This is a genomic window from Methylophilus sp. (assembly GCF_035460085.1).
In the GTDB taxonomy this organism is placed as follows: Bacteria; Pseudomonadota; Gammaproteobacteria; order Burkholderiales; family Methylophilaceae; genus Methylophilus.
On the sequence record NZ_DATHWZ010000023.1, the window covers coordinates 37,398 to 63,579 of the forward strand.

General features: G+C 50.7%; 26 protein-coding genes and 1 other RNA gene. 9 read left to right on the top strand and 18 right to left on the bottom strand.

Annotated elements, in window-relative coordinates:
- Positions 1–69: 69 nt before the first annotated feature.
- From ftsW to mraZ, 9 genes are read right to left on the bottom strand one after another with little or no spacing between them, the layout of a single operon-like run.
- Complete coding sequence (gene ftsW / locus VK958_RS03835; RefSeq protein ID WP_325239140.1) at positions 70–1,236, bottom strand: putative lipid II flippase FtsW; 1,167 nt, start codon at positions 1,234–1,236, stop codon at positions 70–72.
- On the bottom strand, positions 1,221–2,591 hold the full coding sequence (gene murD / locus VK958_RS03840; RefSeq protein WP_325239141.1) for a UDP-N-acetylmuramoyl-L-alanine--D-glutamate ligase: 1,371 nt from the start codon (positions 2,589–2,591) through the stop codon (positions 1,221–1,223). Before murD ends, ftsW begins: the two co-directional genes overlap by 16 nt.
- Before the next feature lie 36 nt (positions 2,592–2,627).
- Positions 2,628–3,731, bottom strand: a complete 1,104-nt coding sequence (gene mraY, locus VK958_RS03845; protein ID WP_325239142.1) for a phospho-N-acetylmuramoyl-pentapeptide-transferase — start codon at positions 3,729–3,731, stop codon at positions 2,628–2,630.
- 8 nt (positions 3,732–3,739) lie between these two features.
- Positions 3,740–5,122, bottom strand: coding sequence for a UDP-N-acetylmuramoyl-tripeptide--D-alanyl-D-alanine ligase (locus tag VK958_RS03850; protein ID WP_325239144.1), 1,383 nt, complete (start codon positions 5,120–5,122; stop codon positions 3,740–3,742).
- Positions 5,119–6,546: a UDP-N-acetylmuramoyl-L-alanyl-D-glutamate--2,6-diaminopimelate ligase gene (locus VK958_RS03855; RefSeq protein ID WP_325239145.1), complete on the bottom strand. Its 1,428-nt coding sequence runs from the start codon at positions 6,544–6,546 to the stop codon at positions 5,119–5,121. Before VK958_RS03855 ends, VK958_RS03850 begins: the two co-directional genes overlap by 4 nt.
- A complete protein-coding gene (locus VK958_RS03860; protein ID WP_325239146.1) occupies positions 6,543–8,270 on the bottom strand; it encodes a peptidoglycan D,D-transpeptidase FtsI family protein in 1,728 nt (575 codons plus the stop codon). The genes VK958_RS03855 and VK958_RS03860 overlap by 4 nt, the downstream gene beginning before the upstream one ends.
- Positions 8,271–8,293: 23 nt before the next feature.
- On the bottom strand, positions 8,294–8,614 hold the full coding sequence (gene ftsL, locus VK958_RS03865; protein WP_325239147.1) for a cell division protein FtsL: 321 nt from the start codon (positions 8,612–8,614) through the stop codon (positions 8,294–8,296).
- Between the two features lie 9 nt (positions 8,615–8,623).
- Positions 8,624–9,610 (bottom strand): 16S rRNA (cytosine(1402)-N(4))-methyltransferase RsmH, encoded by a 987-nt coding sequence (rsmH, locus tag VK958_RS03870; RefSeq protein ID WP_325239148.1) that lies wholly within the window; start codon positions 9,608–9,610, stop codon positions 8,624–8,626.
- A complete protein-coding gene (gene mraZ / locus VK958_RS03875) occupies positions 9,607–10,053 on the bottom strand; it encodes a division/cell wall cluster transcriptional repressor MraZ (protein WP_325239149.1) in 447 nt (148 codons plus the stop codon). Before mraZ ends, rsmH begins: the two co-directional genes overlap by 4 nt.
- Positions 10,054–10,387: 334 nt before the next feature.
- On the opposite strand from mraZ, the gene VK958_RS03880 reads away from it, so the two are divergent.
- The gene (locus tag VK958_RS03880) at positions 10,388–10,759 is read left to right on the top strand and encodes a glutaredoxin family protein (RefSeq protein ID WP_325239150.1); all 372 of its coding nucleotides are present in this window, start codon (positions 10,388–10,390) and stop codon (positions 10,757–10,759) included.
- 12 nt (positions 10,760–10,771) lie between these two features.
- Here VK958_RS03880 and rnpB read toward each other — a convergent pair.
- Positions 10,772–11,139: RNase P RNA component class A (gene rnpB / locus VK958_RS03885), an RNA gene on the bottom strand.
- A gap of 92 nt (positions 11,140–11,231) precedes the next feature.
- Between rnpB and ung the strand changes: the two genes are divergently transcribed.
- Positions 11,232–11,915, top strand: a complete 684-nt coding sequence (gene ung / locus VK958_RS03890; RefSeq protein WP_325239151.1) for a uracil-DNA glycosylase — start codon at positions 11,232–11,234, stop codon at positions 11,913–11,915.
- A gap of 76 nt (positions 11,916–11,991) precedes the next feature.
- On the opposite strand, the gene pyrC is transcribed toward ung, so the two are convergent.
- Positions 11,992–13,026 carry a dihydroorotase gene (pyrC, locus tag VK958_RS03895; protein ID WP_325239153.1) on the bottom strand — a complete coding sequence of 345 codons (1,035 nt, stop codon included), beginning with the start codon at positions 13,024–13,026 and terminating at the stop codon, positions 11,992–11,994.
- Between the two features lie 20 nt (positions 13,027–13,046).
- The gene (gene rsmI / locus VK958_RS03900) at positions 13,047–13,895 is read right to left on the bottom strand and encodes a 16S rRNA (cytidine(1402)-2'-O)-methyltransferase (protein ID WP_325239154.1); all 849 of its coding nucleotides are present in this window, start codon (positions 13,893–13,895) and stop codon (positions 13,047–13,049) included.
- Positions 13,896–13,981: 86 nt separating this feature from the next.
- Here rsmI and VK958_RS03905 point away from each other — a divergent pair, with 86 nt between their 5' ends.
- The 3 genes from VK958_RS03905 (at position 13,982) to VK958_RS03915 (ending at position 15,343) form a co-directional block, all read left to right on the top strand.
- Positions 13,982–14,338, top strand: coding sequence for a YraN family protein (locus tag VK958_RS03905; protein WP_325239155.1), 357 nt, complete (start codon positions 13,982–13,984; stop codon positions 14,336–14,338).
- Positions 14,339–14,451: 113 nt separating this feature from the next.
- Positions 14,452–15,021, top strand: a complete 570-nt coding sequence (locus tag VK958_RS03910; RefSeq protein WP_325239156.1) for a BON domain-containing protein — start codon at positions 14,452–14,454, stop codon at positions 15,019–15,021.
- A gap of 28 nt (positions 15,022–15,049) precedes the next feature.
- Entirely contained in the window at positions 15,050–15,343 is a 294-nt protein-coding gene (locus VK958_RS03915) for a DUF3579 domain-containing protein (RefSeq protein WP_325239158.1), read from the top strand.
- On the opposite strand, the gene VK958_RS03920 is transcribed toward VK958_RS03915, so the two are convergent.
- Positions 15,330–15,803, bottom strand: coding sequence for a TlpA disulfide reductase family protein (locus tag VK958_RS03920; RefSeq protein WP_325239159.1), 474 nt, complete (start codon positions 15,801–15,803; stop codon positions 15,330–15,332). The genes VK958_RS03915 and VK958_RS03920 overlap by 14 nt on opposite strands.
- Before the next feature lie 295 nt (positions 15,804–16,098).
- On the opposite strand from VK958_RS03920, the gene trxA reads away from it, so the two are divergent.
- The 4 genes from trxA to VK958_RS03940 all read left to right on the top strand — a co-directional run bounded on the left by trxA (position 16,099) and on the right by VK958_RS03940 (position 19,874).
- Positions 16,099–16,425 carry a thioredoxin TrxA gene (gene trxA, locus VK958_RS03925; protein WP_019883507.1) on the top strand — a complete coding sequence of 109 codons (327 nt, stop codon included), beginning with the start codon at positions 16,099–16,101 and terminating at the stop codon, positions 16,423–16,425.
- A gap of 80 nt (positions 16,426–16,505) precedes the next feature.
- On the top strand, positions 16,506–17,765 hold the full coding sequence (gene rho, locus VK958_RS03930) for a transcription termination factor Rho (RefSeq protein ID WP_325239162.1): 1,260 nt from the start codon (positions 16,506–16,508) through the stop codon (positions 17,763–17,765).
- A 102-nt stretch (positions 17,766–17,867) separates the two neighbouring features.
- Positions 17,868–18,068, top strand: a complete 201-nt coding sequence (gene rpmE / locus VK958_RS03935) for a 50S ribosomal protein L31 (RefSeq protein ID WP_325239163.1) — start codon at positions 17,868–17,870, stop codon at positions 18,066–18,068.
- A 138-nt stretch (positions 18,069–18,206) separates the two neighbouring features.
- Complete coding sequence (locus tag VK958_RS03940; protein ID WP_325239164.1) at positions 18,207–19,874, top strand: ArnT family glycosyltransferase; 1,668 nt, start codon at positions 18,207–18,209, stop codon at positions 19,872–19,874.
- A 37-nt stretch (positions 19,875–19,911) separates the two neighbouring features.
- Here the strand turns inward: VK958_RS03940 and VK958_RS03945 are convergent, their stop codons facing one another.
- The 5 genes from VK958_RS03945 to VK958_RS03965 form a co-directional block, all read right to left on the bottom strand.
- Entirely contained in the window at positions 19,912–20,130 is a 219-nt protein-coding gene (locus VK958_RS03945) for a formate dehydrogenase subunit delta (RefSeq protein WP_325239166.1), read from the bottom strand.
- Positions 20,131–20,209: 79 nt separating this feature from the next.
- Positions 20,210–21,109, bottom strand: coding sequence for a formate dehydrogenase accessory sulfurtransferase FdhD (gene fdhD / locus VK958_RS03950; protein WP_325239168.1), 900 nt, complete (start codon positions 21,107–21,109; stop codon positions 20,210–20,212).
- On the bottom strand, positions 21,109–24,030 hold the full coding sequence (gene fdhF, locus VK958_RS03955; protein WP_325239169.1) for a formate dehydrogenase subunit alpha: 2,922 nt from the start codon (positions 24,028–24,030) through the stop codon (positions 21,109–21,111). Before fdhF ends, fdhD begins: the two co-directional genes overlap by 1 nt.
- 17 nt (positions 24,031–24,047) lie before the next feature.
- Positions 24,048–25,613 (bottom strand): formate dehydrogenase beta subunit, encoded by a 1,566-nt coding sequence (locus tag VK958_RS03960; RefSeq protein ID WP_325239171.1) that lies wholly within the window; start codon positions 25,611–25,613, stop codon positions 24,048–24,050.
- On the bottom strand, positions 25,606–26,085 hold the full coding sequence (locus VK958_RS03965; RefSeq protein ID WP_325239173.1) for a formate dehydrogenase subunit gamma: 480 nt from the start codon (positions 26,083–26,085) through the stop codon (positions 25,606–25,608). The genes VK958_RS03960 and VK958_RS03965 overlap by 8 nt, the downstream gene beginning before the upstream one ends.
- Positions 26,086–26,182: the final 97 nt, after the last annotated feature.

Sequence of the window (26,182 nt, forward strand, 5' to 3'; positions counted from 1 at the left end):
AACAAGTTAGCCTGCACCGAAATAGGCGGCCGTTTTCCATATCAATGCGCTCGAAAATTTCAGGTTGCATCATGTCGTCAACCCTTTTTGAAGCCGTCTATTTTCAAAGTCGATACGCAGCAGCACTGCCATGGCAATACAATTCGCCAGGATGCCGCTACCTCCATAAGACAACAGCGGCAAGGTCAAGCCTTTCGTCGGCAGCAACCCCATGTTCACACCCATATTGATAAAGCCCTGTACGCCCATCCAGACGCCAATACCTTGCGCCAGTAATGCAGCGTAATAGCGCTCGTTTGCCACTGCTTCTTTAGCGATGCTGAATGCGCGGATCACCAGCCAGGCAAATAGCAGCACAACGACCATTACGCCGACGTAACCGAGCTCTTCTGCGACCACTGCCAGCAGGAAATCGGTATGTGCTTCAGGCAGGTACAATAATTTTTCAACGCTGCCGCCCAGGCCAACGCCCCAGAACTCCCCGCGACCAAATGCGATCAAGGCATGTGACAGCTGGTAGCCGGTATCAAACGGGTCATCAAACGGGTTCAGAAAGCCTTTCATGCGTTCCAGGCGGTAAGGTTCCATCACCACCAAGCCCACCACAGCTAGCGGTAATGCGCCCAGCATGGCAAGGAATATTTTGATATGCACGCCACCCAGCCACATGATGGAAAAGGCAATCGATGCGGTCACTGCAAACGCGCCGAAATCCGGCTCGCGTAACAGCAATACGCCAACGAAGACCATCACACCGAGCATCGGCAAAAAGCCTTTGGTAAAGCTGTGCATATTGCTGGCCTTGCGGATCGCATAATCAGAGGCGTACATGGCAATAAATAGCTTCATTAATTCTGACGGTTGCAGGTTCATGACCAGCAGTGATATCCAGCGGCGGCTGCCGTTAACCACTTTGCCTATACCGGGAATCAGCACCAGTACCAGCAGCACAATGCCAAACACAAACAGGTAGGGCGACATTTTTTGCCACCAGGCCATAGGCACCTGGAATACAACAATGGCAGCCGTCAGGCCAACTGCGATATACAGCGCCTGCCGCATCAGGAAATACGTGCTGTTATGCCCGAACATTTTGCTCGCGTCCGCATAGGCGATTGAAGCGGAATAGACCATGACCATGCCAAACGCCAGCAATGACAACACCACCCACAGCAGCGACATGTCGTAGCTGGGGGAGTTATAGCGCTCACGGCTCATCATCAACGGACCAAGCATGCGTCCTCCATGGCTTTGACAGCTTCAACGAATACCTGCGCCCTGTGCTCATAGTTCCTGAACATATCGAAACTGGCACAGGCAGGTGACAGCAGTACGGCGTCACCAGCCTCAGCCAAGGTTTTCGCGATATGCACAGCGGCAGTCAGGTCCACAGCATCGACCACCGGCACTTGTATGTTTTGCAATACCTGTTGAATTTTTGGCCCGTCACGCCCGATCAGCACCACCGCTCTGGCATGCTGCATAACCGCATCTCTTAGTGGGCTGAAATCCTGACCTTTACCATCACCACCGGCGATCAATACGACTTTCTGTGGTCTACCCTGCTTGAGCATGCCGCTGATAGCCGCAGTAGTGGCCCCGACGTTGGTGCCTTTGGAATCATCGTAAAAATCGACTTCCTCAATATTGGCGACCCATTCCACACGATGCGGCAAGCCGGTGAATGACTGCACGGTATGCAGGATGGATACTTTGTCTATGCCAATTGCCTGGGTCAGTGCAATCGCTGCCAGCGCGTTAGCGATATTGTGTTTGCCACGGATATGCAGGCTATCCGCTTCGATATAGTGCCGGTGTCCGGCGCACAACCATCCCAGATCATTCAAGCCGTAATCGTTGATGGTCGGTGCGGGATTCACTCCGAATGACACCTGAGGTAACTGACCTGCCAATGCGGCACTGGCAGGATCATCGCGGTTCACAATCGCAATTCGAGCATGCTGGTAAATACGTGCTTTGGATTGCGCGTAATCTTCCATGCCGGAATACCGGTCCATATGATCTTCAGACAGGTTCAAAATGGTGGCTGCATCTATCTGTAATTGTTTGGTCGCTTCGAGCTGAAAACTGGAAAGCTCCAGCACATATACATCCGGCGCCGTCATCTGCAGGGTATCCAGCACGGGCACACCTATATTGCCAGCGACAATGGTGTTCAGGCCCGCCTGTTTGCAGATTTCACCGACCAGTGTGGTCACCGTGGTTTTACCGTTAGAACCGGTGATCGCAATCACCTTGGCATAAGGTGCACGGAAACGGGCAAACAGTTCGATATCGCCGATCACGCTCTTGCCTTGCGCCATCAACTGTTGCAACACGGGTTCTTTCAGTGAAACGCCAGGGCTGGTCACTATGGTATCCATGCTGGATAACAGGGCAGCATTGAATGGCCCCAGATGGCATTCCACAGTTGGAAACTCTTCCAGCAGACGGTCTTGTCCTGGCGGATGTAAACGTGAGTCGAACATCACGACTTCTGCACCCATTTGACTCAGCCAGCGCAAAGCAGAGAACCCGGTATCACCCAGTCCAATCACGCCTACCCGCTGTTGTTCAAATTGTTTTTTCATTGCATCTACGCTCGACAGAATTTCCGCTTTATCTCGTTATCTCAGTTTCAGGGTGGATAAACCCACCAGTACCAGCATCATGGTGATGATCCAGAACCGCACAACTACCTGCGTCTCTTTCCAGCCTTTTTGTTCATAGTGGTGATGCAACGGCGCCATCAGGAAGATTCGTTTGCCGGTACCGGTCATTTTTTTAGTGTATTTAAAATAAAGTACCTGTGCCGCGACCGAGAAAGTCTCGACTACGAATACGCCACCCATAATGAACAGCACGATTTCCTGCCGCACCACCACCGCCACCACACCCAACGCCGCACCGAGTGCCAGCGCACCCACATCACCCATAAAGACTTCTGCCGGGTAAGCGTTAAACCACAAAAACCCAAGGCCGGCACCCGCCATTGCGGCACAGAACACCATCAACTCACTGGCGCCTTCAACATACGGAATACCCAGGTATTTGGCGAATACGATGTGGCCGGCCACATATGAGAACAGCGCCAGCGCAGCCGAGACCATCACGGTAGGCAAAATGGCCAGGCCATCCAGGCCGTCAGTCAGGTTGACGGCATTGCTGCTGCCCACGATGACCAGATAAGTCAATACGATGAAGCCAATCGCGCCTAACGGCAGCGCCAGGTGTTTGAAAAACGGCACGATCAGTGTGGTTTCAACTGGCGTAGTCGAGGTTGCGTATAAAAACACAGCCACTCCAAATCCGATCAGGCTTTGCCAGAAGTACTTCTCTTTCGCAGCCAACCCTTTAGGATTTTTATAAACCACTTTGCGATAGTCATCGACCCAACCAACCGCGCCAAAACCCAGTGTGGTAATCAATACCACCCAGATAAAACGGTTATGCAAATTGCCCCATAACAGCGTTGAAATCGCGATAGCTACCAGGATCAATGCGCCGCCCATGGTCGGCGTCCCGGCTTTTACCAGGTGTGTCTGCGGACCATCATCACGCACTGCCTGACCGACTTTGTATTGAGTCAGCTTGCGGATCATGGCCGGGCCGACCATGAATGAAATGGCCAATGCAGTGAGTGTTGCCAGTACCGCGCGCAACGTGATGTAATCGAATACGTGGAAACCCCGTACATCTGACGCCAACCATTTTGCCAACTCCAATAACATAAGCTTCCCTATTTCCCCACCAGTTCGGCGGCTTGTGTTTCCACCAACGCATTCACTACACGTTCCATTTGCATGAAACGTGAACCCTTCACCAGTACGATGTTTTCTGCGTTTGTATTTGCTTGTAATGCTGCAATCAACGTTTCTATCGTGTCGAAATGCTGGCCATGCCCGCCAAAGGCCCGGATGGCGGCTTTGGTGTGATTTCCCAGGGCGTACATGGCATCCACACCATTTTCCCTGGCGTAACGACCAACGGTCGCATGCATGGTTTCAGCGTCATCGCCCAGTTCACCCATATCGCCCATGACAAATACTCTGCGTTGACGCGATTCACGCAATACATCCAGCGCGGCTTTCATCGAATCAGGATTGGCGTTATAAGTATCGTCAATCACTTGGGCGCCATTAGCAGCGGTTTTTTGTTGCAACCGTCCTTCAACGCCGCCGAAACCTTGCAGGCCCTGCGCTACTTCTTGCAGGCTGGTGCCGGCGGCCAGGCTAGCCGCAGCCGCAGCCAGGGCGTTCATCACGTTATGCTTGCCGGGCACCGCCAATGTCACTGCAACCGATTCGCCTTGATAGTGCACGCTGAATGAAGATGATTCGCCTGCTGCCATTTCGCCGCGCACTTCTGCTTCAGGACTGATACCGAAAGTGATCACGCGACGCTGTTGGTTCAACCCACGCCAGTAATCAGCAAATTCGCTATCCCCATTGATCACCGCAATGCCGCCATCAGCCAGTCCGGCAAAAATTTCGCCTTTGGCTTTGGCAATATTTTCACGTGAACCCAGTTCGCCGATATGCGCTGTTCCGGCATTATTAATCACGGCAACATTTGGTCGCGCGATGCGTGTCAGGTAGTCAATTTCACCCAGGTGGTTCATGCCCATTTCGATGACGGCGCTGCGGTGAAAAGGACGCAGGCGCAGCAGCGTCAATGGCATGCCGATATCATTGTTAAAGTTTCCGGCGGTCGCCAGCACCTTGTCTGCCCCGCCGACATGCACTTGCATAATGGCGGCGATCATTTCTTTGGTAGTGGTTTTACCGTTGCTGCCGGTAACTGCGATCATGGGCGTGCCCAGATACTGACGCCAATACGCCGCCAACTCACCCATCGCCAGGCGTGTATCTTTCACTTCTATGGTTGGCAACTCGGTTTTGACCGGATGTGTGACCAATGCAGCCGCTGCACCTAATGCGGTTACCTGTGGCAAATAATCATGACCATCAAATTTTTCACCAGGCAAAGCCACAAACAACTGGCCTGGCTGTACACGGCGGCTATCGCTATCTACAGATGTCACGGTGAGCTCTGCACTTTGCCCATGCAGCGTATGTAATGTGCCGTGTAATACGTTGGCGATGGTTTGCAAGGTCATCATGATTGCGCCCTCTTTTTCAGCGCATTCAGCACCCACTCGGCATCGCTGAATGGGTAGCGTATGCCTTGAATTTCCTGGTAGTCTTCATGACCTTTACCGGCCACCAGCACCACATCCCCCTTGTTCGCACGCGTAACCGCCAGTGCAATCGCTTTGGCGCGGTCAGTTTCCATCGTAAATTCACGGATCAGGCCTTCAGAGATGCCTGCAATAATCGCGTAAGGGTTTTCGCTACGTGGATTATCATTGGTGACCACTACACTATCTGCCAAAGTGCCGGCAATACGGCCCATTTCACTGCGCTTGCCCGCATCCCTGTCACCACCACAACCGAAGACGCAGCTTAATTTGCCGCGCGCCTGTATACGTAAGGTCTGCAATGCTTTTTCAAGGGCATCCGGCGTGTGTGCATAATCCACCACTACTAATGGCAGGTCACCACCACCGAACATTTGCATGCGACCAGCAACTGGCACCAGACCAGAAACCGCCTGCAAAGCCGCTGGCAGGGCCACTTCATTGGCCAGCAAACACCCAAGCACGGCCAATACGTTATAAACATTAAATTGACCCAGGGCATGCAGTTGCACCAGACCATTGCCTTGAGGTGTGCGCACATGAATTTCAAAACCAGTCGCATGCATGGTGACGGCTGTTGCGCATATATCCGCCTCTTGCATGCCATAACTTAAAACCTGCTTGCCCTGTTTACGCAGGCGATCAATCAGTTCGACTCCGAACGCATCATCTGCATTAATCACGGCCGCAGACAACGTCTGCCAGTCAAACAATTTTTGTTTGGCCGACTGATAAGCTTCCATGGTCAGGTGGTAATCAAGGTGATCACGCGTGACATTGGTGAATACAGCGACGTCGAATGACACGCCATTCACACGGCCTTGATCCAGGCCATGCGAAGATACTTCCGTGGCCACCATCTGCACGTCTTCCAGCAGGAAATTAGCCAGGATTTTCTGTAATTCAACCGGCCCTGGTGTGGTGTTTTGGGTGGGCTGCAAATCATCCAGCGTTCCGTTTCCCAAGGTACCAATGACTGCCGATTTGCGCTGCAGGAAGCGGTAAGCCTGTGCCAGCCAGTGGGTAACAGTGGTTTTGCCATTGGTACCGGTGACGCCAATGCACCACAATTGTTCGGTCGGGTCTTTGTAGAATTGGCTCGCAATGTGGCCAACCTGCGATTTCAGGTCTGGAATGGCGATATTGTGCACAGTCCATTCTGGGTTCCAGTCGAAACCCAGGCTATCCCAGATAATCGTATTGGCACCTTTGGCAATCGCATCCGGAATAAAGTCGCGGCCATCGCCATGCTGCCCGGGGTATGCCAGGAACAAGCCATGCTTTTCCACCTGACGGCTATCAGCCGTAATCCCATGTACCGGTGCTGGAATAATGTATTTACTCACATCGCCTCCGGCACTGCAGCTGCTTCCGCAGGGGTGGCTAAAGGCGCAGCATTACCATCCTGGGGAATCGCCAGCATACGCAACACATCATTCATCACGGCACTGAATACCGGCGCAGCGACGCTGCCACCGTAATATTCACCATTATTTGGCTCGTCTATCATTACCGCCATGATCAGGCGCGGATTAGAGGCAGGCACCATGCCAACAAACGAACCTACATACTTGTCATGCTCATAACCATGCGCACCCAGTTTGTGCGCAGTACCGGTTTTGCCGCCGACGCGATAACCGTTTACTTGTGCTTTCAGCGCGGTGCCGCCTGGCTGTACGACCAGCTCCAGCATGTCTTTGACGGAATTGGCGACTTTGGCAGAAAATACCTGACGGCCTACTGGCGGCTCAGATAGTTTGGTTAGCGTCACAGGCAGCAATTCGCCTTCATTGGCGAACACGGTGTAGGCACGCGCTAATTGCAACAAGGTCACGCTGATACCGTGACCGTAAGACATAGTTGCCTGCTCGATAGGACGCCAGGTTTTGTAATCGCGTACCTTGCCGGAAGCTTCACCCGGAAAACCAATCTTAGTCGGCGAACCAAATCCGAGTTGAATATAGGTATTCCATAATTGTTCGCGGTTGAGCTCCAGTGCCATTTTGGCGGAGCCAACGTTGGAAGACTTCTGGATAATTTGCGACACGCTCAGCATCTGGTTGGGGTGCGCATCATGAATAGTGGCTGTGCCTACACGCAAATAGCCAGGTGCAGTCTGGATTTTAGTATCCGGCTGGTAAGGACCAAACTCCATTGCCGCCGCCGCGGTGACCGGTTTCATGGTAGAGCCAGGCTCAAAAATATTCACGATGGCCGAGTTGCGTAGTTTGCTGGCGACATTGCCTGGATTGTTCGGGTTATAAGTAGGGATATTCACTAACGCCAGCACTTCACCGGTTTTCGCATCCAGCACTACCGCCGCACCCGCTTTCGCCTTGTGTTTTTCCACCGCGCGTAACAGTTCGCGGTGCACTACATATTGCACGGTGCGGTCTATGCTCAACACCAGGTCCTGGCCGTCGTGTGGCAATTTAATCGCAACCAGGTCTTCAACCACATGGCCTTTGCGATCGCGCACAAAATCACGTTTGCCGGAAGTGCCGGACAAGACACTATTGCGATAGAGCTCCATGCCCTCAACCCCGGTGTCATCCACACCAGTGAAGCCGACGATATGCGCCGCCACTTCTGCCGCAGGGTAGAAGCGTTTGTATTCTTTCTGACTGAATACGCCGGGCACTTTCATCGCCATCACCAGTTTTGCCACATCGGGCGCTACTCTCCGTTTGATATATACAAATTCTTTTTTCTTTTGCTGCACTTTTTGCTGCAACTCTTTTGGCCGCATTTCCAGCAACTTGGCCATTTGCTTCAACTGCGGCGCCGAAATTTGCACATCGGTCGGGTTCATCCATAACGACTCCACCGGCAGGCTGATCGCCAATGGTTTGAAGTTACGGTCATAAATCTTGCCGCGGTGCGGCATCAATTCCACCTTGCGGCGTGAAAAAGCCTCACCTTTTTTAATCAAATAATCCTTGTGCAGGGTTTGCAGATAAAACCCGCGTCCCAGCAACAGTACAAAACTCAGCAGCAACAGCACCAGCAGTGTTCTTCTCCGCCAGGCCGGCAATTTCACCAGCTTATGTTGACTCTCTTTAAGCAGCATGACCGTTCACTAATTCACACTACTTAAGGCGCAGCCGGCACAACAACCGGTGCTGGTGCCACTACACTTGGCGCCGTTGGCACATCTACCACGATAACCTGCGTTTGCTGCATGCTCGGGCTATGCATATGCAAACGCGCGGTGGCAAACTCTTCCAGCCGTGAATGCATGGCCCAGGTACTTTGCTCAATCTGCAACTGGTCATACTCAGTCATATATTGCTTGGTCAGCATTTCCTGTCGGTCCAGCTCAAAATACAACTTGCGTGCCTTGTACTGCGCGGTCACCACACCTAATGCCATGGCAATCGTTAATGCGAATAAAATCAGGTTGAGACGTATCATTCAAAACCGTTACTGCACACTTGTGCGCTCAGCCACGCGCAACACAGCGCTGCGTGACCGTACGTTCGCAGACACTTCGGCCTGGCTTGGCTTGCTGGCCTTACCTACTGAAATCAGGCGTGGCTGCGGTATATCCTTGGCACGCACCGGCAAACCCGCTGGCAAGTTATCCCTGTCCATTTCGGACTGGATAAACCGCTTCACGATACGGTCTTCCAGTGAATGAAAACTGATCACCGCCAGGCGGCCACCTTCACGCAGCAAGCGCAAACAGTCAGGCAACACTAGCGAGAGTTCCTCAAGCTCTTGATTGACGAAAATCCGTAGAGCTTGAAATGTGCGCGTTGCAGGGTTCTGGCCCGGCTCAACCTTAGTGATGGCGCCTGCCACGATCTTGGCAAGTTGTCCCGTAGTGGTGATGGCATGCCCATCTTCGCGCTCCTTAACAATCGCCCTTGCAACCTGCTTAGCAAACCGTTCTTCACCATAGTCCCTTATCACCTCAACCAATTGCTTCTCTGAAATTGTCGCTAACCACTCGGCGGCGGTCTTGCCACGACTCTGATCCATACGCATATCCAGCGGCCCGTCAAAACGGAAACTGAATCCACGCTCACCTTCATCAATCTGCGGGGAAGAAATCCCCAAATCCAGTAAAATGCCATCTACCGCTTTCACACCCAACTCCGCCAGCACCGCTGTCATGCCGGAAAAATGGGCATGCGCGATGTTAAAACGTGTATCGGAGATGTTTTTTGCATGGGCGATAGCCGCCAGATCGCGGTCAAGCGCAATCAGGCGACCTTGTGAACCTAACCTGGAAAGTATCAGGCGGCTATGACCGCCTCGCCCAAATGTGCCATCTACATAAACACCATCCGCACGCACATTGAGCGCATCCACCGCCTCATGCAATAACACCGTGATATGGCTGGCGGCTGGCGACACAGACGTTTCCGTCAAAGACGCGGGCGCTGACTTCGCGCCCGCCATCATAGTGAGAATCCCTCTAGCTCTTGCGGGATTTGTAGTTGATCAGTGGACATCAGTTTCTCCAGCTGCGCATCCCAGGCGGCGACATCCCACAGCTCAAAATGGCTACCCTGGCCAACCATCATCACCTCTTTATCAAGCCCGGCAAATTTGCGCAGCACTGCATTCACCAGCAAACGACCTGCAGAATCAAGATGCATGACATCCGCCTGGCCGACGATCATGCGCTGGATACCACTGATTTGAGGATTAAAACTGGACAAACTGGTCAGCTTGGTTTCAATAGGCTCCCAAGCCGCTTGCGGATATAAAATCAGACAGCGATGCGGATGCGCAGTCAGCACGACCTCGCTTTGACCACCAGCGGTCAAGGCGTCACGGTGCTTGGCCGGCACACTTAGCCGTCCTTTAGCATCCAAACTTAACTGTACTGCCCCGCGAAACATGGTTAACTGATCACCTTTTTGTTCGTTTATGAGAGGATTTCCCACAATTCAACACAAAACCACCCTTTTGCACACTATAGATAAATTAAAAGTGCTTGGCAAGCACTTTCATGGAAAATTTTCTTTAAAGACAAAGACTTACGCCATTTTAACAAACCAATTCAAATCAACATATTGCAGCAATGAATACATAATGTTGTTTAATAAAAATAGCTATCCCATTGAAAGTATTGAATAATTAAAAAATATTAATATTCAAGCTGTTTTCTGGATTAAATTTAGTGATTGATGGTCGAATAAACAGCATTTAAATACACACATTTATCCAATATATATGTCGCGAAAACTGAAGTTCTTCTTGATAGGCACAGGCATTTTGTTAGCCATGGAATGGCGCTCTTTGCTTTATTACTTATCGCCGCCACCAGATTTCGGCCAGGGCAAAGTCACCCTTTACGCAACCGACTGGTGCCCTTATTGTGCAAAAACGCGCGCATTGCTTGAGCAAAAGCAGATTCCATATAAGGAATACAACATTGAAACGTCAGAACTAGGCAGAGATCAATACCAGCGCCTGGCCGGCAAAGGTGTACCAGTGTTATTGATAGATGAAGAAGTGGTGCGCGGATTTAATGAAAAGACCATTGTTGCTGCCCTAGCGCATTGGCAAGACAGCCAGCCTCAAAACAATAAAAGCAAACCGTAAACAAAGTATGAAGAGTAAAGCCAACCGGTAAGCCGGGTTCTGTAACTACTTGCGTAGCTGACAGTCATTCCTCTAGGCGTGCAATTACTCACACGCTCAAGCTATCTACCCGCTGGCAGCGCGAGCCACGCCTTATCACTTGCGTAAAATGCCAGCCTATTTGATATTGCTGCAGATGGAGGTTACCGCGTTTCACCCGTTTCGACGCAAGCTCGCAACAAGTTGCTCCCAGGTCGAACCGACTCGTCTCTGTGGCCCTATTCCTCACCTTATACTGTTACCAGCTTTCAGCGTACGGCCGTTAGCCGTCATCCCGCTCTGTGCAGCCCGGACTTTCCTCCCCTTAGCAAGCGCTAAGCGGCGACTGTCTGGTTGGCTTCCAGATCATTTTAACATGCTACAAGCCAGCTACGCTTATGATCTGCCAGGCGTCGTATAATTTCAGAATCTAATCTTTTACATCTCATTATTTATGTCTCAAGAAAAAACCGGCCAGCTCGACCCTTCATGGCAAGCACAAATTGGGGCAGAGTTTGATAAGCCTTATATGCAATCACTCAAGTCATTTTTGCAGCAGGAAAAAGTCGCGGGCAAAACCATTTACCCACCCGGGCCGCTGATTTTTAATGCTTTCAACCATACGCCATTCGATAAAGTACGCGTGGTGATTATCGGACAGGACCCTTACCATGGGCCGGGGCAGGCGCACGGTTTGAGTTTTTCGGTACAGGCAGGGGTGGCTTTACCACCCTCATTGATGAATATTTTTAAAGAAATAGAATCAGACATTGGTATCCGCATGAGCGGCAACGGCGACTTAACGCCCTGGGCAGATCAGGGTGTGTTGCTACTGAATGCCACACTGACTGTGCAGATGGCAACTGCGGGCTCACACCAGAACCGCGGCTGGGAGCAATTTACCGATGCCGCAATCACTGCACTGAATGCAGAGCGCGAGGGATTAGTGTTTGTGCTGTGGGGCAGTTATGCACAAAAAAAAGGAGCCATGATAGACCCCAACAAACATTTAATTTTAAAGTCTGTGCACCCGTCACCACTATCGGCGCATCGCGGTTTTTTTGGTAACCGTCAATTTTCCCAAATCAACGATTACCTGGTTTCGCGTGGACAATCGCCAATTTCATGGCAGCTTTAGGGTAGTTACCGTGCTGCCAGCAGGTTGAACCTGACCTATGCAGATTCGTGTATACCGCAAGTCAGTATCAACTTTTTTACGCCAGTTTCCATGCGATAGTCTGCCCGGCACGCAGCGGCACTAACACATCATCGGCGAAGGGGATTGATTCCGGCACCAGCCATCCCTCTTTACGTAAAGTGATTTTGTCAGTGCTGCGAGGCAGATGGTAAAAATCCGGCCCATGAAAACTGGCGAAGCCTTCCAGCTTGTCCAGCGCGCCTGCCGCTTCAAAAGCTTCTGCATACAGCTCAATCGCGGCATGTGCGGTGTACATGCCGGCACATCCGCAACTTGCCTCTTTGGCAGACTTTGGGTGCGGCGCACTGTCGGTACCAAGGAAGAACTTCGGCGAGCCTGAGATCGCCGCCTTGACTAGAGCCTGCCTGTGCGTTTCACGCTTAAGCACCGGCAAGCAGTAGTGATGCGGGCGAATGCCGCCGGAAAACATGGCATTGCGGTTCATTAACAAGTGATGCGCAGTGATAGTCGCCGCCAGATTATCCGAACCTTGCGCCACAAACTCAGCAGCATCTTTGGTAGTGATATGTTCGAATACTACTTTCAGGCCAGGGAAATCTTTCAGCAAAGGCTGCAAGTGGCGGTCGATAAACACTTTTTCGCGGTCAAACACGTCAATCTCGGCATCAGTCACCTCGCCATGTATCAACAATGGCATGCCCAGCTTTTCCATCTCAGCCAACACAGCGGCACATTTGGCCAGGCTGGTGACGCCGGAATCACTGTTGGTAGTTGCTCCCGCCGGATACAACTTAACCGCTTTAACCACGCCATCCTGATGCGCACGGGAAATTTCTTCAGCCGCCATATTATCGGTCAGATACAAGGTCATCAGCGGCTCAAAAACCAGCGCTGCCGGCAAAGCCTGCTTGATGCGGCCATAATAAGCACGCGCGGCATCAGCCGTTGATACTGGTGGACGCAAGTTAGGCATCACGATGGCACGGGCAAACTGCTTTGCCGTATCCGGTAATACTGCTTTTAGAGTCTCGCCATCGCGCAGGTGCAAGTGCCAGTCATCCGGCCGGGTAATCGTCAGTTGGGTTGTCATCTTAATAGTATCTTGAAAGTTTAAACGGCGCCTTTTAATGCCAGTGCCGCTTCATAAAGTTCGTTTTTCTTATGGCCGGTAATATCTGTTGCCAGCGCAACGGCCTGCTTCAAAGGCAGCTCCTGCAACAAACGCTTGAGGATACGCTGGGTTTCATCATCCAGCCCTTCCGCTTTTACTTCCGGCGCGGGATGTATCAATAGCACGAATTCGCCGCGCTGCTGGTTACTGTCTGCCTGTATCCAGTCTACAGTCTCTGTCAAGCTACTGGTATGAATGGTTTCAAAGGTCTTGGTGAGCTCGCGTGCTATGGTGAGCAAGCGCGCTCCGCCAAATACTGTTTGCAGGTCTAGCACGCACTCGATAATCCGGTGCGGTGCCTCATATAACACCACTGTGTAAGGATAAGCTTTCAACAGCTCCAGCCGCTTGCGGCGCTGCGAGCCACTGGCGGGTAAAAACCCTTCAAAGCAGAATCCTGTTTGCACAATACCAGAGGCGGATAAGGCGGTAATCACGGCACTGGCACCGGGGATAGGCACTACTTTCAAGCCCGCCTCCAGCACTGCATGCACGACTACCGCTCCGGGGTCACTGACTGCGGGTGTACCAGCATCTGTCACCAGCGCAATGGATTCACCTGCCTGCAAGCGCTTTAACAATGTTTCAGCAGAGTGCTGCTCGTTATGCTCATGCACCGCGATTAGTGGCTTGCTGATACCAAAGTGTCGCAATAAACCCACGCTATGCCGGGTATCTTCAGCTGCGATCGCATCGACCAGTTTTAATGTTTCCAGTGCACGCAGGGTGATATCACCCAAATTGCCGATCGGTGTTGCCACCACATATAATGTACCCAACTCACTCATGCCGTTATTTTAAGGCATCGTGACATTTTCGCTAAGCACTATAGTTTTCGCAAAGTATTTAAGAAAGATGATCATATCCGCCAACTATGAAACTCAACCTCAATAATAAAGGGATTGCTGCTGAAGCGGCAGCGGCCAAGTTTCTTAAACAACAGGGACTGGTATTGATTGAGCAAAACTATAGTTGCCGCTTTGGCGAGATCGATCTGATTATGCACGACAAGAGCACACTGGTATTTATAGAAGTCAGGTTACGCAGTAACCAGAAGTTTACGAGCGCCGCGGATAGCATCCATCACCACAAACAGCAAAAATTGATACGCGCTGCGCAGTTTTATCTGCAAAGCCAGGATATTAATCGCCCCTGCCGTTTTGATGCTGTGCTGTTTGACGAGCCTAGTTTTAAATCCCCGAACTGGATTCGTAATGCAATCGAAACATAAAAAGCGTAGAATTTTATTTAACGTCCGCTGTCCATCATTGATCGATAACTAATCTTATAGTTTTTCTCGTAGTTTTTCTCGCGAACCTTTGTGTTGTAAATCAAGGAAACCTCATGAATAAAAAAATCTCCGCCATTGCCCTGTTGTTAATCAGTACACAACTGAGCGGCTGTTTTCCCGCTATTGTAGGTGGTGCAGCAGCAGGTGGCGCGATGGCAGCAGATCGCCGCTCTTCAGGTATTTATGTGGAAGACGAAAATATCGAACTGAAAACATTGAAACGTATTTCGCAATATATGGATAAAGAATCCCATATTAATGTGACCAGCTACAACCGTATTGTTTTGCTTACCGGTGAAGCGCCGAACAATGGCCAGCAGACCCAGGCTGAAACATTGACGCGTGAAGTGCCCAATGTGCGTGATATCCATAATGCAATTACTGTGGGCCCAGCTTCATCAATTAGCGATCGCAGTAACGACACTTATATTACTACCAAAGTTAAGACCCGCTTCCTCAGTGAAAACCTGTTCCCATCCAATGTGGTAAAAGTAGTGACGGAAGCCAGCGTCGTCTACCTGATGGGGATCGTGTCTGAAAAAGAAGCTGAAGATGCAGTAGAAATCGCCCGAACAACAGAAGGCGTGACTAAAGTAGTCAAAGTCTTTGAGTACACCAAATAATTTTTATATAAAGCTTTAAGGAAACTGAATGGAAGACCAGGAAATTATCATTCAAGGGATTACGCTTGCCGGAAAACCTTTTCGCCCCAGCGATTGGGTAGACCGCATGTGTAGCACCTTCGCCAGCTTTGGTGTTGATAAAAAATTACGCTACTCGCCTTATTTAAAACCCAAGCTGGTAAATAATGTGCGTAGTCTTTCGGTAGATATGAAATTGAAGCAGGTCAACCCCGAAGGGTTTGAACAACTGATCCAGTTTGCTACAGAGAATCAGTTGAGCATCATCAATGCGGCGGGTGAAGCGGTCACTATCGACGCTTAGCATTTGTATTATTAGCGCTGTCGGACGCAGACGCGGCCTCTTTTAGCAATTGTTCTAACCAGCGCTTGCTGATAGCGCCGCGTTTCACTTTGTATAGTTGCCCATCAGGCTTATAGATATAGGTAGTAGGTAATACTTCGGGCTGCGGCAGTGCCTTCTTTTGTGCATCTCCCAAAATGATGGGATACGAAATCAGCATATCTTCCGCAAAGTCAGTCACAGACCTTTCAGTTTTGTATTGCACCGCAACACCCAGCACCATGACATTTTTCAGCCGTTGCTCATCATAAAACGCGACCAGCTCGGGCATTTCTTCAAGACAGGGTGGACACCAGGGCGCCCAGTAATTGACCACCACCCATAGCCCTTTGTAGTCAGATAATTGATGTGTTTTACCTGCCGTATCCTGCATGACCCATGGTTGGGGTGGGGCAGCTTGCAGGCTGCTCATCCAGAGCATGCAAAGTAACCCTATCCAAAAGCTAAAACGGTTATCGCGCATAATTACCTTTAAATCCGCAGACTTTCTGCTATTGAAAACCACACAATAGAACACATATAAGGCTATGTTCGAAAAAAACTTGATTATGCTGGAAATCTGTTGCTATACTTGCTGCAGACACTTTTAGTAATTTCATATTTTCAGCAAATTACTAATTCAAACTATTTAGCCAAAACAATATTTAGCGCCAAAACCAGAATTTTTCTGTGCAATTCCACTCTATCCATTCTTCACCCATTCTTACGAGGCAATAATGAGCGACAACATTACCCATTTAAGCGATGCCAGCTTTGAACAGGAAGTTTTACAATCTACGGTTCCCGTCCTGGTTGATTATTGGGCTGAATGGTGTGGCCCTTGTAAAATGATTGCACCTATCCTGGATGATATCAGCAAAGAATACGCAGGCCGTCTGAAAGTCGCCAAACTGAATATCGATGACAACCAGAATACGCCACCTAAGTACGGCATCCGTGGCATTCCTACCTTGATGCTGTTTAAGAACGGCAATGTAGAGGCCACTAAAGTAGGCGCACTTTCCAAGTCACAACTCAGCGCGTTTATCGACAGCAACATTTAATCTATTCGCCCGGTTTCAAATAACTTCGAAACCGGGTTTTCTCTTCTTATTCTCCGACGTCTCAATCTAGCGAGTCACTCATGCACTTATCCGACTTAAAACATCTCCCCGTTACCGAACTGGTAGAAATGGCCACCAGTAACGAAATCGAAAATGCGAGCCGCATGCGCAAGCAGGACCTGATTTTTGCCATCTTGAAAAACAAAGCAAAAAAAGGCGACAGCATTTTTGGAGATGGGACGCTGGAAGTGCTGCCAGACGGCTTTGGTTTTTTGCGCTCACCAGATACTTCTTACCTGGCAGGGCCGGATGATATTTACGTGTCTCCTTCGCAAATCCGTCGCTTCAACTTGCACACCGGTGACACTATCCAGGGTGAGATCCGCACCCCAAAAGATGGCGAGCGTTATTTTGCGTTAGTTAAAGTTGACAGCGTTAATGGCGAAGCGCCGGAGAATACCAAGCACAAGATTCTGTTTGAGAACTTAACACCATTATTCCCAACCATTCCGCTCACACTTGAGCGGGACATCCGCGGTGAAGAAAACATCACCAGCCGCATGATCGATATCATTGCGCCTATCGGCAGAGGCCAGCGTGCCTTGCTGGTTGCCAGCCCCAAAAGCGGTAAAACAGTCATGCTGCAAAATGTGGCGCATGCGATTACAGCCAACCACCCTGACTGTGTGATGATCGTATTGCTGATTGATGAGCGGCCAGAAGAAGTGACAGAAATGACCCGCTCAGTACGTGGTGAAGTGGTGGCTTCTACGTTTGATGAACCGGCGACGCGCCATGTGCAAGTTGCAGAAATGGTGTTGGAAAAAGCGAAACGCCTGGTTGAACATAAAAAAGATGTGGTGATTCTTTTAGACTCCATTACGCGCTTGGCACGTGCTTACAATACGGTCATCCCCTCATCTGGCAAAGTGCTGACCGGTGGTGTGGATGCGAATGCACTGCAAAAACCTAAGCGCTTCTTCGGTGCAGCGCGCAATGTGGAAGAAGGTGGCTCACTGACGATCATCGCCACAGCGCTAGTAGACACGGGTTCACGCATGGATGATGTGATTTACGAGGAGTTTAAAGGTACCGGCAACATGGAAATCCACCTGGATAGACGTATGGCCGAGAAACGTATCTACCCGGCGATTAACGTCAATAAATCCGGTACCCGTCGTGAAGAGTTGTTGCTGGATAAAGATATCCTGCAAAAAATCTGGGTATTGCGCAAATTGCTCTACCCAATGGATGACCTTGAAGCGATGGAATTCTTGCTGGATAAAATCAAGGCCACTAAAACCAATAACGACTTTTTTGACAGCATGCGCCGGGGTTAATGTCCAATAGCGTGGAATTATTACCAGAAATCTATTGATTAATAGAATGAATTGGGTGATAATCGCGCGCTTACCGCAACTGCTTAAAGATAGAGAGAAAGCATGAAAGCCGACATTCACCCAACATACCCTGAAATTAACGTCACCTGTAGCTGTGGCAATAAATTCAAAACCCGTTCTACCAGCAGCAAAGATCTGAGCATCGAAGTATGCTCACAATGCCACCCTTTCTACACTGGCAAACAGAAGATCGTGGACACCGCTGGTCGCGTTGAGAAATTCCGCCAAAAATACGGTATGTAATTGGGTGGGATGTATTATAAAAAGGCAGCATAGCTGCCTTTTTTGTTTTTAACGCATGTTGCCTTGTCTACTGTTTACCCCTAATGGGTTACACTAAGATGGCAGTACCGGAACATAACTCGAGCACACAGCTGAAACATGCAGTTTTTTATTGATCACGACTGGCAAGAAAATATGGCCACCCCGCGCGCCAAAGTAGGGGAACGTGCCAAAACGCATCTGCTGATTCTATTATGCTCCATCTGGTTATGCGTCGGCCTGATCGGGCACTCGCCCTGGAAGCCTTTCGAATCACAGTCAGCCAGCATTATCCAAGGCCTGATCGAACATCCGTTCCTGTCACTGCAAAGTTGGACAGATGGTCACTGGATAGCGCCTGTTTCTGCTGGACACCCAGCCCTAGAAACGCCACCTCTGTTTTACTGGATTGCCACAGCCTTTTCGCAGGCCCTGTCTCCTCTGTTACCTATTCATGATGCAGCACGCTTAAGCGTGGGTGTCTGGATGCTGGTTACGCTGCTGATGATGGGTTTGAGCGGCCGTGAATTATGGAACCTGGGTGCGGGACGTCAGACCAACTTTATTTTTATCGGTTGCCTGGGGCTGGTCGTCAGTGCACATACCGTCATGCCGGAAGTGGCTGCCCTCAGTGGTATCAGCATGGCGTTTTATGCACTGACGCTGGCGATACGCAAGCCAGTGCGGGCAATGTGGCTACTTGCTGGCGGATTATTGATTGCTTTTCTATCGGCAGGCCTGTTACCTGCCGCCATGATTGTGGGCACGACTGCAGCTGTGATTTTCTTGCCTGCTATCCGTGAACATGCGACCGCCAAACGCGCTTTGCTGCTTGGCACAGCATTGGCTTTGCCCGGCATTTTTCTCTGGTGCTGGTCATGCCAGCAATGGGCAAATGACTTGTGGGCAGGATGGTGGGCAACACAGGTGAATATACAAATACCTAGCAACCATGTGTATTTTACCCGTACGCTGGCCTGGTATGCGTGGCCCGCGTTACCACTTGCATTATGGGGGATTTGGCGGTTCAGGCATGCAGTGCTGCAGACTTACCGTTTTCAGCTTAGCGTGATTTTCTTCCTGTGGGCATTCGTGCTGATCGGTTTTTTTAGCGACAGAAGCGAAGTAAATGCATTGCCGTTGCTGATCCCTCTAACCGCACTGGCGGCCGGTAGTATAGAAACACTCAAACGGGGCGCAGCCGGCGCATTAAACTGGTTTGGCCTGATTTTATTTGGCTTGCTGATTGCCATTGCCTGGCTCGGCTGGTGGGCGATGCTGACTGGCCACCCCATCAAACTTTACCAGCGCCTGGCTTACTTATCCGGCTTACAATCCATACATCTCAGCGTCTTGTATGGCGCCATTGCGGTGGCAGTAACATTGATCTGGCTGTCTGGCGTGATTCGTTCCAAACATTCAAACCGCTCCAGTGCCACTAATTGGGCAATCGGTATGACCTGCGCCTGGACTGTATTCATGAGCTTATGGTTACCGATGATTGAAGCCGCCCGTACCTATCAGCCTATTTTTGAAGATTTGCGCAATCATCTGCCTGCGCATTACCGTTGCATCAGCAGCCGTAATATCGGCTCCTCACAAGCTGACTTGCTGCATTATCACTCCGGCATTCGTCTGTCGGCAGAACCATCAGGATGTGATTTGCTGTTAATTGAGGATCAACCTGGTAAACGGCACACCTCACCAGGGACTGAGTGGTCGTTAATTTGGGAAGGTGAACAAAGCCGTCAAAGCAAAGAGTCTTACAGGCTGCTTCAGCGTCGTTAAGTGTTAGAGCGCTGCGGACTGGAAAAAGCCGGAATCATCAAGCCTGCATATGCTGCTGAATGGCAGCCAATACCTTGGGGTGCAAGCCAGCGCCCTGATGCTGCTGCACATGCGTGACCAGAGACTTAATCATCACCGAGTTCCAGAACTTTTTAAGATGGCCGGCAATTTCCAGCTTGGCATCATCCTCATCCGGATTCGCCTCAAAAAAATCGCCAATCTGGTTGGCCATCTTGATCAATTTATCGACTTCCATCGCTTGCTCTTTTCAAATCCATCATAAATTAACTACAGTTACCGACATTCAGTGCTTAGTTGATCAGGTAAGCATATTTTTATTTACCCGTTAATTCGCCATGGTAAATCACGCATTGTGATGGCCTGGCAAACCCGACCAGTAAAAAATTCTGCTCTTGTGCCAGGTTCACCGCTAAGGCCGTCGGCGCAGAGATGGCGACCAAAGCCCGACCCCCAGTCATAGCGACCTTCTGTACCATTTCGTAACTTGCACGGCTGGTCGTCAGCACCCAGTGCTCGCGCCACACCTCTGAAAACTCAATATCCTGCCGCAACAATAATCCAATCAGCTTATCCAGCGCATTATGCCTGCCGACATCCTCACGGACATGTAACACATCGCCCTGATCATTAACGATTGCACACGCATGGGTAGCACCGGTCAGTTGCTGCAGTGGTTGCCGAGATTTGAGTTGCTCTATTGCGGCATCAATCGCTTGCAGCGAAAGGTTTGGCACTGATGTTGTTGGCAGCCCAGGTTTTTTGAAAACCTGGTCCAGGCTTTCCGCACCACATAAACCGCAGCCGGTACGGCCAGTCAGGTTACGGCGCTGCTCTTTCAGTGCCGCAAACTGCGCAGAGGCTAATTCGATATGCAACTCGATGCCACGCAACAAGCCATTAGCATGCTGGATGGCTTTCGCATCTATTCCGTATATTTGCGCACGCTCGCTGATAATGCCTTCAGTAAATGAAAATCCGTAGGCGAAATCTTCCAGGTCAGCTGGCGTTGCGAGCATCACCACGTGGGAGATGCCGTTATACACCAGCGCTACCGGTACTTCCTGCGCAAGCGTGTCCATCACCCTCTGTGGCTGGCCATCACGCCAGCGGGTTACTGCAAATTCGCAGCCCGTTTCATTGGCATCGACTGCCTGCCAATCGCTGCTACCGGCAGAGATTGGGCAGCCCTCATATTCGATAGCTGGCTGAACCATCAGGAAACAACCGTTTGCGGATCCATCCCCGATAATTCGATTTGCGTATCGCTAAAGCTACGGTAGTCTTTCTGCCATTCAGACAACTGGTTCACCTTAGTCACCTGCACAGCCGTGACTTTATATTCCGGACAGTTGGTCGCCCAGTCAGAGTTGTCGGTGGTGATCACGTTGGCGCCAGATTCAGGATGATGGAAAGTGGTATAGACCACACCTGGCTGCACCCGCTCTGTGAGCTTGGCGCGCAGCACAGTTTGCCCGGCACGACTAGTAATCCCTACCCAGTCACCTTCCAGAATGCCTCGGTCTTCAGCATCATGTGGATGAATCTCGATTTTGTCTTCCGGATGCCAGACCACATTCTCGGTACGGCGAGTCTGTGCACCGACGTTGTATTGTGAAAGGATGCGGCCGGTGGTCAGGATCAGCGGGAATTTGCCATTGACTTTTTCAGTGGTTGGCACATATTGCGTGATAAAGAATTTACCTTTGCCACGTACAAATTCTTCCACATGCATGGTTGGCGTGCCATCAGGCGCTTCATCGTTGCATGGCCACTGGATACTGCCCAACTCATCTAGTTTTTTAAAGCTAACCCCCTTGAAGGTCGGCGTCAGTGCTGCGATCTCATCCATGATATCACTGGCATGATGATAGTGCATGGGGTAACCCAATGCCTCTGAGAACCTCGCGGTAATTTCCCAGTCTTCCAGACCGGCTTCATGCTTGCCATCTTCCCGGAGACCATTTTTTGGTGTCATCACCTTACGCACTGGTGAAATGCGGCGCTCGGCATTAGTAAACGTTCCGTTTTTCTCCAGAAAAGAAGCACCAGGGAAAAACACGTGTGCAAACTTGGCTGTTTCATTCAGGAACAAGTCCTGCACGATCACACACTCCATGCTTTCGAGCGCATGCGTCACATGCTGAGTATCCGGGTCTGATTGGGCAATATCTTCACCTACGCAATATACGGCTTTAAAACTGCCTTCTGCTGCCAGGTCGAGCATGTTAGGGATACGCAAGCCGGGATCTGCGCTCAGAGGTACGCCCCAGGCTTGTTCAAACAATGCTCGGGTTTCGTTATCGGATACATGGCGATAGCCGGGGAATTCATGCGGCATGGAACCCATGTCACAAGAACCTTGAACGTTATTCTGTCCACGCAGTGGGTTAACGCCAACACCTTCGCGGCCAATGTTGCCGGTCGCCATCGCCAGGTTGGCAATGCCCATGACGGTAGTTGAACCCTGGCTATGCTCGGTCACACCCAGGCCATAATAAATCGCTGCATTGCCTCCGGTCGCAAACAGGCGCGCGGCTTCACGCACCTTTTGCGGATCCAGCCCCAAATCCTTTGCCAACGCCTCAGGAGAGTTCTCCGGTTTGGCAACGAAATCACGCCAGGCAACGAAAGAGTCCCATTCGCAACGCTCTTTAACAAAGTCTTCTTTAACCAGGCCTTCGGTAACGACCACATGTGCCAATGCACTGATCAGTGCCACATTGGTACCTGGGCGCAAATTAAGGTGATAGTCAGCACGGATATGTGGTGAGTTTTCTACCAGGTCAATCGCGCGCGGGTCGGCCACAATCAGTTTGGCGCCTTCACGCAGGCGTCGCTTCATCAGTGAACCGAATACCGGATGGCCATCTGTAGGGTTGGCACCCATGACAAAAATCACATCGGATTTCATAACCGAATCAAAGGTTTGTGTACCGGCAGATTCACCCAATGTCTGTTTCAGGCCATAGCCAGTAGGACTATGGCAGACACGCGCGCAGGTATCTACATTATTACTGCCAAACACGGCCCGAATGAGTTTCTGTGTAACATAGACTTCTTCGTTGGTACAACGGCTGGAAGTAATACCGCCGACCGCATCCTTGCCGTATTTTGCCTGGATACGTTTGATTTCACTGGCCGCATAATTGATCGCTTCATCCCAGCCCACTTTTCGCCATGGGTCATGAATACTCTGGCGTATCATCGGCGTGGTAATGCGATCAGCATGCGTAGCATAGCCCCAGGCAAAACGGCCCTTGACGCAGCTATGCCCGTGGTTGGCGCCACCCGCTTTGCTAGGCGTCATTCGCACCACTTCTTCACCCTTCATTTCGGCATCGAAGCTACAACCTACACCACAATAGGCACAAGTGGTGGTCACAGAATGTTCAGGTGTACCGGCCTCAATCACCGTTTTCTCAATCAAAGTAGCGGTTGGACACGCCTGTACACAGGCACCGCAAGATACACATTCCGATTCGAGGAAATTCTGGTTCCCTGGTGATACTTTGCTCTCAAAGCCTCGGCCCTGGATAGTTAATGCAAATGTGCCTTGCGTTTCTTCGCAGGCGCGCACGCAGCGGGAGCAGACAATACATTTAGATGGGTCAAAAGTGAAATATGGATTAGATTCATCCTTGGCCTGACCCAAGTGGTTCTCGCCATCGTAACCATAACGCACTTCGCGCAGGCCAACCGCGCCGGCCATGTCCTGCAGTTCGCAATCGCCGTTGGTTGCGCAAGTCAAGCAATCCAGCGGATGGTCAGAAATATATAACTCCATCACACCGCGGCGTACATCAGCCAGTTTTGGCGTTTGCGTTTTGACTTTAATGCCTGAAGCGACAGGCGTAGTGCACGAAGCCGGGTAACCGCGACGACCTTCAATTTCCACCAGGCACAGTCGGCAGGAGCCGAAAGCTTCCAGCGAATCAGTTGCGCAGAGTTTAGGCACAGTCACGCCACTCAGTTGTGCCGCATGCATGATCGAAGTACCTTCAGGCACAGTCACGTCGACGCCATCGATATTGAGCGTCACCATGACATCGCTGTCAGATTTTGGTGTGCCGTAATCTTTGTGCGGGTCGTACTTCAATGCTGAAGGTTGGGAAGGGGTATATTTGATGTCATCCATAATGTCACCTTTACTGCCTAGGCAGCAGCTTCTTTATTACTCAGACCGAAATCTTCGGGGAAATGATTCAGCGCACTCAACACCGGGTAAGGCGTCATCCCACCCAGTGCGCATAAAGAACCATTCAACATGGTGTCCGACAAGTCGCGCAGCAACTGCACATTCTGCGGGTGGTTTTTACCGGCCACAATTTTATCCATCACCTCTACACCACGGGTAGAGCCTATTCGGCAAGGCGTGCATTTACCACAGCTTTCTACGGCACAGAATTCGAATGCGTAGCGGGCCATTTTGGCCATGTCCGCCGTGTCGTCGAATGCCACGATTCCGCCATGGCCTAGTACCGCCCAGATTTTGCTGAATTCTTCATAATCCAGCGGTGTATCAAACTGGCTTTCTGGCAGGTAAGCGCCTAATGGGCCGCCAACCTGCACCGCGCGGATCGGTTTACCGGAAGCAGAGCCACCGGCATAGTCATACAGCAATTCACGCAGGGTGACGCCAAACGCCAACTCAATCAGGCCGGTTTGTTTCAGGTTGCCGGCCAGCTGAATCGGTAAGGTGCCGCGCGAACGTCCCATGCCGTAATCAGCATAATATTGTGCGCCTTTGTCCAGGATGATAGGTATGGTCGCCAGCGAGATCACATTATTGACGATGGTGGGTTTGCCAAACAGGCCTTCAATCGCCGGCAATGGCGGCTTGAAGCGCACCAGGCCACGCTTACCTTCCAGGCTTTCCAGCAGTGAAGTCTCTTCACCGCACACATAGGCCCCGGCTGCGCGACGTACTTCCAGATCAAAAGTCTTGCCTGAACCCAGGATATTCTCACCCAGGTAACCCGCCAGTGTTGCTCTACGGATGGCTTCATTCAATGTTTTGAGCGCATGCGGATATTCGCTGCGTAAATAGATATACCCCTGGGTAGCGCCGACAGCAATACCGGCAATCGTCATCCCTTCAATCAGGACAAAAGGATCATCTTCCATGATCATACGGTCGGAATAAGTGCCAGAATCGCCTTCATCGGCATTGCAGACAATATACTTCTGTTCAGCAGGTGCATTCAGCACCGTATTCCACTTGATACCGGTAGGGAAAGCCGCACCGCCACGCCCGCGCAAGCCTGAATCTGTCACTGCTTTGACGATATCGGCACCGGTCAATATCAGTGCATTCTTCAGGCCTTTGTAACCATCATGGGCCAGGTAATCTTCCAGAGATACCGGGTCGGTAATCCCCACGCGTGCAAATGTCAGGCGTTGCTGTTTCTTCAGCCAGGCAAGTTCTTCGGTTAACCCCAGATATAAAGGATGCGCTTTGGCTGAATCCGACAGTGCATCAATAAAATTAGCATCAAACAGGCCGGCAACCTCCTTAGGTTGCACCGGACCGAAAGCGACACGACCTTCGGCAAGTTCAACTTCTACCAGCGGTTCCAGCCAGAACAGTCCACGAGATCCGTTTCGGATGAGCTGAATATCAATGTTTCTGGTTTTCGCTTCCGCCACGATGGCTTTGGCGGTGCGCTCAGCACCTAGTGACAATGCGGTCGAGTCAATCGGCACATATACCTTAATCATGACAGACCTCTGCGATCAGCTCAGAAACCTTTTCGGTGTTCATGCGTCCATATACTTCATCATTCAACATCACCGCTGGCGAACAACCACAGTTCCCCAGGCAATACACTGGCAACAAGGTGATTTGGCCGTCTTGTGTAGTTTGGTGGTAATCGACGCCTAGTTTGGATTTGAGTTCCACTTCAAGTTTTTCGGAACCCATGGCCTGGCAAGATTCAGCGCGGCAAATTTGCAACACATGCTTGCCAATCGGATGCGTACGGAAATGATGGTAAAAACTGACGACACCGTGCACTTCAGCGACTGAAAGTGCCAGTGCCTTGGATATATCGGGATAAATAGTCTCAGGCACATAGCCAATATCATCCTGAATCGCATGTAAAAGGGGCATCAACCCCCCCGGCACATGCTGATGTGCTTGGATATGTGCTTGTATGAGCGCCTGCTGCTCCTGGCTTAATAAATGATCCAAACTAACCTCACAGTTACAATTTAGTTACATTCTACCACCCCGAAATCATACGCTCTATTCATCCCTTGTGAAACCATGAAAAGGGCATAGAATATTG

Bases quoted from the DNA above. Each gene is read 5' to 3' on its own strand.
- ftsW (WP_325239140.1), bottom strand. From the start codon at position 1,236: ATGCTTGGTCCGTTGATGATGAGCCGTGAGCGCTATAACTCCCCCAGC.
- murD (WP_325239141.1), bottom strand. From the start codon at position 2,591: ATGAAAAAACAATTTGAACAACAGCGGGTAGGCGTGATTGGACTGGGT.
- mraY (WP_325239142.1), bottom strand. From the start codon at position 3,731: ATGTTATTGGAGTTGGCAAAATGGTTGGCGTCAGATGTACGGGGTTTC.
- VK958_RS03850 (WP_325239144.1), bottom strand. From the start codon at position 5,122: ATGATGACCTTGCAAACCATCGCCAACGTATTACACGGCACATTACAT.
- VK958_RS03860 (WP_325239146.1), bottom strand. From the start codon at position 8,270: ATGCTGCTTAAAGAGAGTCAACATAAGCTGGTGAAATTGCCGGCCTGG.
- ftsL (WP_325239147.1), bottom strand. From the start codon at position 8,614: ATGATACGTCTCAACCTGATTTTATTCGCATTAACGATTGCCATGGCA.
- rsmH (WP_325239148.1), bottom strand. From the start codon at position 9,610: ATGATGGCGGGCGCGAAGTCAGCGCCCGCGTCTTTGACGGAAACGTCT.
- mraZ (WP_325239149.1), bottom strand. From the start codon at position 10,053: ATGTTTCGCGGGGCAGTACAGTTAAGTTTGGATGCTAAAGGACGGCTA.
- VK958_RS03880 (WP_325239150.1), top strand. From the start codon at position 10,388: ATGTCGCGAAAACTGAAGTTCTTCTTGATAGGCACAGGCATTTTGTTA.
- ung (WP_325239151.1), top strand. From the start codon at position 11,232: ATGTCTCAAGAAAAAACCGGCCAGCTCGACCCTTCATGGCAAGCACAA.
- pyrC (WP_325239153.1), bottom strand. From the start codon at position 13,026: ATGACAACCCAACTGACGATTACCCGGCCGGATGACTGGCACTTGCAC.
- rsmI (WP_325239154.1), bottom strand. From the start codon at position 13,895: ATGAGTGAGTTGGGTACATTATATGTGGTGGCAACACCGATCGGCAAT.
- VK958_RS03905 (WP_325239155.1), top strand. From the start codon at position 13,982: ATGAAACTCAACCTCAATAATAAAGGGATTGCTGCTGAAGCGGCAGCG.
- VK958_RS03910 (WP_325239156.1), top strand. From the start codon at position 14,452: ATGAATAAAAAAATCTCCGCCATTGCCCTGTTGTTAATCAGTACACAA.
- VK958_RS03915 (WP_325239158.1), top strand. From the start codon at position 15,050: ATGGAAGACCAGGAAATTATCATTCAAGGGATTACGCTTGCCGGAAAA.
- VK958_RS03920 (WP_325239159.1), bottom strand. From the start codon at position 15,803: ATGCTCTGGATGAGCAGCCTGCAAGCTGCCCCACCCCAACCATGGGTC.
- trxA (WP_019883507.1), top strand. From the start codon at position 16,099: ATGAGCGACAACATTACCCATTTAAGCGATGCCAGCTTTGAACAGGAA.
- rho (WP_325239162.1), top strand. From the start codon at position 16,506: ATGCACTTATCCGACTTAAAACATCTCCCCGTTACCGAACTGGTAGAA.
- rpmE (WP_325239163.1), top strand. From the start codon at position 17,868: ATGAAAGCCGACATTCACCCAACATACCCTGAAATTAACGTCACCTGT.
- VK958_RS03940 (WP_325239164.1), top strand. From the start codon at position 18,207: ATGCAGTTTTTTATTGATCACGACTGGCAAGAAAATATGGCCACCCCG.
- VK958_RS03945 (WP_325239166.1), bottom strand. From the start codon at position 20,130: ATGGAAGTCGATAAATTGATCAAGATGGCCAACCAGATTGGCGATTTT.
- fdhD (WP_325239168.1), bottom strand. From the start codon at position 21,109: ATGGTTCAGCCAGCTATCGAATATGAGGGCTGCCCAATCTCTGCCGGT.
- fdhF (WP_325239169.1), bottom strand. From the start codon at position 24,030: ATGGATGACATCAAATATACCCCTTCCCAACCTTCAGCATTGAAGTAC.
- VK958_RS03960 (WP_325239171.1), bottom strand. From the start codon at position 25,613: ATGATTAAGGTATATGTGCCGATTGACTCGACCGCATTGTCACTAGGT.